Source organism: Streptomyces sp. NPDC031365, from assembly GCF_055569765.1.
Genome location: NZ_JBVIIM010000063.1, coordinates 2,747 through 11,094, shown reverse-complemented (window position 1 = coordinate 11,094; position 8,348 = coordinate 2,747). Strand labels below are relative to the sequence as shown.

Sequence of the window (8,348 nt, the reverse complement as noted above, 5' to 3'; positions counted from 1 at the left end):
TCCCTCCTCCCCCTTCGCATACCCCCCCCCCCCCCCCCCCCCAACCACCCCCCCCCCCCCCCCCCCCCCCCCCCCCCCCCCCCCCCCCCCGCCGCGCGGAGGAGCGACGCTCCACGTGCGCGCCGTGCTGGTCGAAGACGATGCAGCGGCTGGAGGTGGTGCCCTGATCGATCGCGGCGACGAACTTGCCCGTCATGACGTCCCCTTCGTCGGTTCGTGCGGAGGTTCGTGCGGAGATTCGTTCAGAAGGCTGCGTTGAAGACGAGCCCGGACAGTGCCGCCCCGATGAGCGGTCCCACCACGGGAACCCACGCGTAGCCCCAGTCCGAGGAGCCCTTGTTGGGGATCGGAAGCAGGGTGTGCACGATGCGCGGCCCGAGGTCACGGGCCGGGTTGATGGCATAGCCGGTCGGACCGCCGAGTGAGAGGCCGATGCCGACCACCAGGAACGAGACGATGAGGATCGCGGTGCCGGACTCGCCGAGCCCCTTCGTGAGGCCGAAGGCCAGGATCGGCAGTACCAGGCCCGCGGTCGCGATGATCTCGGTGATCAGGTTCGCTACGGGATGGCGGATCACCGGTGTCGTGGAGAAGATCCCGAGCGTCGGCTGGGCGATGTCCTCCTCGGCGTTGGCCCGGAACTGCGCGTAGTACACCAGCCAGCACAGCACGGCGCCGAGCATGGCTCCGACCATCTGCCCGGCGACATAGAGGTGGACCTTGTCCCACTCCCCGGTGTCGATGGCGATCCCGAGGGTGACCGCCGGGTTGAGATGCCCGCCGGACAGCGGGGCGGCGGTGTAGGCCCCGGCCATCACGCCGAAACCCCAGCCCAGCGCGATGACCACCCAGCCGGCGTCCTTCGCCTTCGAGTAGTTCAGTACGACGGCCGCGACCACGCCGGCGCCGAAAAGGATAAGAATCGCGGTGCCGATGACTTCCCCGACGAATACGTCTCCGTTGCTCATGGCGGCTCCTAGGCCCTGGCCCAGGACGATCCGCCCCGGACCTCACGTGCAGGGTGCGTTTCCCATGGCGACGTCAGCCGAAGGCAGGAAGAACCCGCGCCCCGCCCGGCGTCCGTGACGAGCGTGCCGTCGCAGTCGAAGTCGCCGGTGAGGAGTGGGTTTTGTCGCGGAAGGGCCCCAGGGACGGCGTGCCGGAATACGCCGAGATGTACGGCGATGTCGACTGACACCGGAAGTGTTCACCGGCACTCAGGGGGCGTCAAGGTCGCCGACCGGAACGGTTGTCGGCCACACGCTTCCCCGGAGAAGCCAACTCCTGATAGATGGAGGAGACATGACACGACTCTCCGCCGCGGTACGCGGTCTGGCCACCACCGTTGCCGCCCTGCTCGCCGCGACCGCCGCGTCCGCCCCCGCCCGGGCAAAGCCCGAACCCGAGGCACCCCGCGACTTCGTGGCGCTGAACAGCGTGGACCCGACGATCATCCAGGAGATCCGCTACTTCACTCCCCACAACTTCGTGGGCGAACCCATCGACGGCTACCGGCAGCCGCTGTGCATCCTCACCCGCCCCGCCGCGCAGGCACTCCACACCGCACAGCGGAAGCTGCTGCGCCAGGGATACTCCCTCAAGGTGTACGACTGCTACCGGCCGCAACGCGCGGTGGACCACTTCGTGCGCTGGGCCAAGGACCTCGACGACCTGAGAATGAAGGCCGAGTTCTATCCGAACGTCGACAAGAACCGCCTGTTCGCCGACGGTTACATCGCGGAGAAATCCGGCCACAGCCGGGGCTCGACGGTGGACCTCACCCTCGTGCGGCTGCCCGCCCGGCCGACCCTTCCCTACCACCCCGGACAGCCCCTCACCCCCTGCTTCGCGCCCAAGGACGAGCGGTTCCCCGACACTTCCGTGGACATGGGCACCGGCTATGACTGTTTCGACAGCCTCAGCCACACCCTTGACCCGCGCATCCAGGGCGAACAGCGAGCCAACCGGCTGCTGCTCAAGAACACCCTGGAGGCCCTCGGATTCGTGAACCTCGCCGAGGAGTGGTGGCACTACACCTTCAAGCCCGAGACCCACCCGGACACCTACTTCGACTTCCCGGTGTCCCGGGGGGCGCTCACCGGCCGCCACTGACCGACCTGCAGGAGACGCCCTCGCCGTGATCGGATACAGTCCCGCGCGTGTCCGAAACTCCTGCCCCGGTTCACAACTCCGCGCCGGGTTCCCACTGTTCGAGCTGCGGCGCGCCCTACGGGGAGGGCGTCTCCGGCTGGCCCCGCACCTGCCCGGCCTGCGGCGCCGCGGCCTACCGCAACCCTCTCCCGGTCGCGGTGGCCCTCCAGCCCGTGTACGACACGCGGGGCACCGCCCTGGTCGTCATCACCCGCGCCATCGCCCCCGCGCGCGGCGGCACGGCCCTGCCCGGCGGCTACATCGACCACCGGGAGGACTGGCGCCAGGCCGTCGTCCGTGAGCTGCGGGAAGAAACCGGCATCGAAGCGGCGAGCCGGGACGTACGCCTCGCCGACGCCATGAGCTCACCCGACGGGCACCTCCTGCTGTTCGGGCTCCTCCCCGAACGTCCCGCGGAGGATCTGCCGCCCTCCACCCCCACCGACGAGACCGAGGGCAGGCACCTGCTCCGCCGCCCCGAGGAACTGGCCTTCCCCCTGCACACCATGGCCGTCCGGGCCTGGTTCGAGGGCCGCTACATCTGACCCCCACCCTGTCCCAGCCCACGCACGCGCACCGGCCAGGGCGGCTCACCGGCACCGTCCTCACCCTCCCGCTCCACGACGATCCGCGCACCCGACCACCGGACCGTGTACCGCTCGATCTCCGGCTCCTCCCACCCGTCGCCGGCATCCGGCACCACCAGTCCGCCCCCGATTCGTCCCCGGGTGGGCGCCCACACCTCCAGTTCGGTACCACCGTCGGCCCCACGCACCGGAAGGACGGCGCCCCCGCGGGCGAACACCGGAACGCGTCCCAGGGGCGCGTCGACCAGCACCCGGGCCGGCCCCTCGTACGCCCGTTCCGTCGCCGTGTCGTACCACCGCCCGCGCGGCAGCTGGACGGTCCGCCGGTCCACTCCCGGGCCGAGTACCGGCGCCACCAGTAGACAGTCACCGAGCAGGAACGCGTCCTCGCAGTCGCGCAACAGGCGTTCCTCCGGCGCAGACCACCACAACGGCCGCACATAGGGCGCTCCGGTACGCCTGGCCAGGTGCGCCAGTGTCATGAAGTACGGAAACAAGCGCCGGCGTTCGACGAGCGCCGCGCGCGCGTGCCGCACCACCTCGGCACCGAGCTCCCATGGCTCCCCGCCGTCCGCACGAGGACCCGTACGCGTGCGGAAGAACGGCAGATACGCCCCCAGCTGGAGCCGGCGCAGATACAACTCCGGGGACCGCACGCCGTCGCAGAGGCCGACGTCCGGACCCGAGTAGGGAACCCCGCACAACCCCAGCCCCAGCACCAGCGCCAGCGATGCCCGCAACCCGGGCCAGCCCGCCACCGCCTCCCCCGACCACGCTCCTCCGTAGCGCTGCATGCCGGCCCACCCGGAGCGCGACAACACGAACGGCCGCTCCTGCGGCGCGATCTTCCGCAGTCCTTCGTACGCGGCCCGGGCCAGGCACAGCCCGTACACGTTGTGCGCCTCACGATGATCACCGCCCCGGCCGTCCAGAGCATGGCCGGCCGACCGGGGCAGCGTCGGCTCCCCGAAGGCCGTGAACGAGGTCGGCTCGTCCCAGGTGTGCCAGAAACCGGCGAACCCCTGGGCCAGCGGCTCCGCGTACAACGCGCCCCACCACTCACGCACGCGCGCGTGCGTGACGTCGGGAAAGACCGCTTCCCCGCACCAGGACACTCCCTGTACAACCTCTCCGGAAGCACCCCGCACGAAGCTGTCCCGGTCCGCCCCGTCGTCGTACACGGGGCTGCCGGGCGTCGCCCCGACGGCGGGACCGACGACCGACACCAGCCGGATCCCCTCGCGCCGCAGCTCGTCCGCGAGGACGGGCAACTTCGGGAACCGCTTCCGGTCGATGGTGAACACCCGCAGGGAGTCGAAGTGGCCGGCGTCGAGGTGCACCGCGTCCAGCGGCAGCCCGTGCTCCCGGTGCCCCTCCACCACTCTCCGCACTTCCGCCTCATCACCGCCGCCCCACCGAGCGTGATGGTGACCGAGCGCCCACGCGGGCGGCAGCGTCGGCGCACCGGTGAGCGACGCCCAGGTGAGCAGCACCCGCGCGGGAGTGCCCACCATCACCCAGCAGCGCAGGGAACCGCCGTCCATCCGCAGCTCACTGGTACCGGGTCGGTCGTGCCCCGAACCGGCGCCCTCCTCACCCTCCCGCAGCGTCACCGTGCCGTCCCACGAACTGTCGTGGAACACCAGATGGGTGCTCGCGTCGGCCACCACCATCTGCGCCGGCATCGTGACGGACAGCGGGGCGCCGCGGCGACCGGGCCCGGTGTTCCACAACCGGTACGTACCGTCGCGCAGCCGGGGACCCGACGCACGCCCCCCGAGACCGAAGAAGCGGGCGTCCGCCGGCACCTCCGACCGCTGCGTCCACCGCGCGGTGCCACCACCGACCGGTTCCCACCACCGCGGCGGCAGATCACGCCGCAACGGCACCCCGCCAGGGGTGAGCACCTCCACCGCGCCGTGCCGCGAGACCACCACCGTCACGCGCTCGGCCACCACACGCCAGCCACCGTCCTTGTCCGGCTCCAGCACCGCCCGTGGGTCCGGATCGGGGCAGCGGCCGGCCAGCGCGTAGGACGGCTCGGGAGCCGCCCCGTCCCAGCCCCAGAAGACGGCCCCGTTCACCGCGACGAAGATCCGCAACTCCGAGCGGCTGAACCTGACCAGACCCCCACCGGGCCCCGGCTCCACCTCCCGCACGGTCCCGGGCACCCGGGCCCGCACCGGCGCCTGCGGCGGCAGTCCGCCGGCATCCTCCCGCCGCCTGCGCCATGCTGCTCGTACGGTACGCAACCCCTGAGCCGCCCCCACCGAACCGACCGATTTCATCGAACGCACCAGGTCACGACCGTCCATACTGCTCACCCTGCCATCGATCGCGCCCCGCACGGGTGTCGTTCAACTCCCGTTCATCCGTGATCGGACCACATCTTCACGACACGGACTATGTGGGGGTCACCCTGGTGCAGAAGTCGATCACGTGGCATCGTCCCTGTCAGCCGCGTCACGCGCACACCCCAGCCGTGCGCGGAGGACGCACACGACGCGCACAGTCCGGGAGCCGCCCCATGTCGACCGTGAACCCCCAGCCGCTCTGGCAGCCGGATCCGGAACGTATCGCCCAGGCACGGATCACCACGTTCCAGGCATGGGCCGCCGGACACCACGACGCCCCCGCCGAGGGCGGTTACCCGGCGCTCCACCGATGGTCCGTGGAGGAACTGGAGACGTTCTGGCAAGCGGTCACGGAATGGTTCGACGTCCGCTTCTCGGCGCCCTACGCGCGCGTCCTGGGCGACCGCTCGATGCCCGGCGCCCAGTGGTTCCCCGGAGCGACCCTGAACTACGCCGAGCACGCCCTGCGCGCGACCGAGTCCCGGGCGGACGAACCGGCTCTGCTCTACGTGGACGAAACCCATGATCCGGCCCCCGTCACCTGGGCCGAGCTGCGCCGCCAGGTCGGCTCCCTCGCCGCCGAACTGCGCTCCCTCGGTGTACGCCCCGGTGACCGCGTCAGCGGATATCTGCCGAACATCCCCCAGGCGGTCGTCGCCCTTCTCGCCACAGCGGCCGTGGGCGGCGTGTGGACCTCCTGCGCCCCCGACTTCGGCGCCCGCAGTGTCCTCGACCGTTTCCAGCAGGTCGAACCCGTCGTCCTGTTCACCGTCGACGGATACCGCTACGGCGGCAAGGAGCACGACCGCCGCGAAGTCGTCGCCGAACTGCGCCGCGAACTGCCCACCCTGCGCGCCGTCGTGCACATCCCCCTGCTCGGCACCGAGGCCCCGGACGGCGCACTCGACTGGTCCGCCCTCACCTCCGCCGCCACCGCACCCGTCTTCGAACAGGTGCCCTTCGACCATCCGCTGTGGGTGCTCTACTCCTCCGGCACCACCGGACTGCCCAAGGCGATCGTCCAGTCCCAGGGCGGTATCCTCGTCGAACACCTCAAGCAACTCGGTCTGCACTGCGACCTGGGCCCCGAGGACCGCTTCTTCTGGTACACCTCGACCGGCTGGATGATGTGGAACTTCCTCGTCTCCGGTCTCCTGACGGGAACGACGATCGTCCTGTACGACGGCAGTCCCGGCCACCCCGACACGGGCGCCCAATGGCGGATCGCCGAACGCACCGGGGCCACCCTCTACGGCACCTCCGCCGCGTACGTCATGGCCTGCCGCAAGGCGGGGGTGCACCCCTCGCGAGACTTCGACCTCTCCGCGGTCAAGTGCGTCGCGACCACCGGCTCCCCCTTGCCCCCCGACGGCTTCCGCTGGCTGCACGACGAGGTTCGTGACGATCTCTGGATCGCCTCCGTCAGCGGCGGCACGGACGTGTGCTCCTGCTTCGCCGGAGCCGTACCGACCCTCCCCGTCCATGTCGGCGAACTCCAGGCACCCGGCCTGGGCACCGACCTCCAGTCCTGGGACCCGAGCGGCAAGCCCCTGACCGACGAGGTCGGCGAGCTCGTCGTGACCAACCCGATGCCGTCCATGCCGATCCACTTCTGGAACGACCCCGACGGCAGCCGCTACCACGACAGCTACTTCGACACCTACCCCGGCGTCTGGCGGCACGGCGACTGGATCACCCTCACCTCGCGCGGTTCGGTCATCATTCACGGCCGCTCCGACTCGACCCTCAACCGCCAGGGCGTCCGCATGGGCTCGGCCGACATCTACGAAGCTGTGGAACGCCTCCCCGAGATCAGGGAATCCCTCGTCATCGGCGTCGAACAGCCCGACGGTGGCTACTGGATGCCCCTGTTCATCCATCTGGTACCCGGCGCCACCCTGGACGAGGACCTGCGCAGCCGCATCAACCGGACCATCCGCGAGCAACTCTCACCGCGCCATGTCCCCGACGAGATCATCGAGGTCCCCGGGGTCCCGCACACCCTCACCGGCAAGCGCATCGAGGTCCCGGTCAAGCGCCTCCTCCAGGGAACACCTCTGGAGAAGGCGGTCAACCCCGGTTCCATCGACAACCTCGACCTGCTCGCCTTCTACGAGGAACTCGCCGGCAAGCGCGCCTGAGCGCCCTCAGGCCGCCCTCCCGGTCCGCCATCGTCTCTCCCGACCCATTGTCAGTGCTGCCGATTACTGTGAGTGAGCATTGATCGACTGTGCAGAGGGGGAGACATGGCGTCCACCGACCACCGAGCCTTGCGACGCGTCCTGCGCCGCGAAATCACCGGGACCATCGGCCTGCTGACCGACGAACACGACTTCAGCGCCATGCGGCGCTACCACAGCTTCGTCTTCGACGACCACACCACCTACCTCCAACACATGGAGGCCGTCCTCAGGGCGCGCGCGCTGCAGGGCAGCCACACCGTCGTGGCGCTCTTCGACCCCACGGACTACGCCGAGTTCTGCGCGGCAGCGGGCCTCGATCCCGACAGCCACACCAGCCGCACCCGGTTCACAGCCGAACTCGCGTCCACCGGACCGACCGTCCCGTACGACGGCCGGCCACTGGCCGACCTGCTACCCACCCTCGTCGACGAGGCCGTCCGTCAGGCGACCTGGGAGTACGCGGCCACGCTCCTCGCCCGCCTCGGCGCCTGCGCCTCCTGCGGCGAGGACCTGGGCCGCGCCGCCTTCACCCGCGCCTCGCACCTCCTCGTGCGGATCCTCGAAACGGCGCCACCCGGCGAGCGGCACCTCGTGTGCAGCGTGTCCGGGCCACCCGAAACGCTCGTCGCCGTGCTCCACGCCGACGACAGCGCCGGTCGCATGGAACTCGACGAGTCCGAAGCCCTCGAGTTCACCACCGTCCTGGCAGTCGGCCTCGCCACTGCGAGCCCGGGCGGAATGGTCATGCGGACCAGCGAACCCGGCACCCCCGACCGTGTCCAGGGCTGGCGTCTGCGTGCCTATGGTCTCGAACCCCTCACCGCCGGAGAGGTCTTCGACGCCTATTGCACCGACGCCGAATCCGGGGACCTCATCTCTCCCGAGTCCAACGTCGACTACTGCGAGCCACCCGACCTCGGAGAGGGGAGCGGCCCGAACCAGGCCCACCGTCACTGAGCCCGGCAACCCGGAAGGGGGGGGGTGGGCAGGGGGGGAGGGACCGTCGGGGAAGGGGCGGGGGGGGGGTATCTGTCCGAGAAGACGGGCCGGACGGAGTGGGGGGGGGCGGCGGT

The 8,348-nt window shown here is 70.6% G+C and carries 6 protein-coding genes; 4 read left to right on the top strand and 2 right to left on the bottom strand.

Annotated features, from left to right (window positions below; all coding sequences use genetic code 11):
- Positions 1 to 242 precede the first annotated feature (242 nt).
- A complete protein-coding gene (locus ACZ5C2_RS38195; RefSeq protein WP_468801525.1) occupies positions 243 to 968 on the bottom strand; it encodes an MIP/aquaporin family protein in 726 nt (241 codons plus the stop codon).
- A 334-nt stretch (positions 969 to 1,302) separates the two neighbouring features.
- Here ACZ5C2_RS38195 and ACZ5C2_RS38190 point away from each other — a divergent pair, with 334 nt between their 5' ends.
- Complete coding sequence (locus ACZ5C2_RS38190) at positions 1,303 to 2,112, top strand: M15 family metallopeptidase (RefSeq protein WP_468801523.1); 810 nt, start codon at positions 1,303 to 1,305, stop codon at positions 2,110 to 2,112.
- A gap of 47 nt (positions 2,113 to 2,159) precedes the next feature.
- Positions 2,160 to 2,696, top strand: coding sequence for an NUDIX domain-containing protein (locus ACZ5C2_RS38185; protein ID WP_468801522.1), 537 nt, complete (start codon positions 2,160 to 2,162; stop codon positions 2,694 to 2,696).
- On the opposite strand, the gene ACZ5C2_RS38180 is transcribed toward ACZ5C2_RS38185, so the two are convergent.
- Positions 2,687 to 5,053 (bottom strand): glycoside hydrolase family 31 protein, encoded by a 2,367-nt coding sequence (locus tag ACZ5C2_RS38180; protein ID WP_468801520.1) that lies wholly within the window; start codon positions 5,051 to 5,053, stop codon positions 2,687 to 2,689. The two genes, ACZ5C2_RS38185 and ACZ5C2_RS38180, sit on opposite strands and share 10 nt — an antisense overlap.
- Positions 5,054 to 5,265: 212 nt before the next feature.
- On the opposite strand from ACZ5C2_RS38180, the gene ACZ5C2_RS38175 reads away from it, so the two are divergent.
- The gene (locus ACZ5C2_RS38175) at positions 5,266 to 7,233 is read left to right on the top strand and encodes an acetoacetate--CoA ligase (RefSeq protein ID WP_468801518.1); all 1,968 of its coding nucleotides are present in this window, start codon (positions 5,266 to 5,268) and stop codon (positions 7,231 to 7,233) included.
- 105 nt (positions 7,234 to 7,338) lie between these two features.
- Positions 7,339 to 8,232, top strand: a complete 894-nt coding sequence (locus ACZ5C2_RS38170) for a DUF1398 domain-containing protein (protein ID WP_468801516.1) — start codon at positions 7,339 to 7,341, stop codon at positions 8,230 to 8,232.
- Positions 8,233 to 8,348 lie beyond the last annotated feature (116 nt).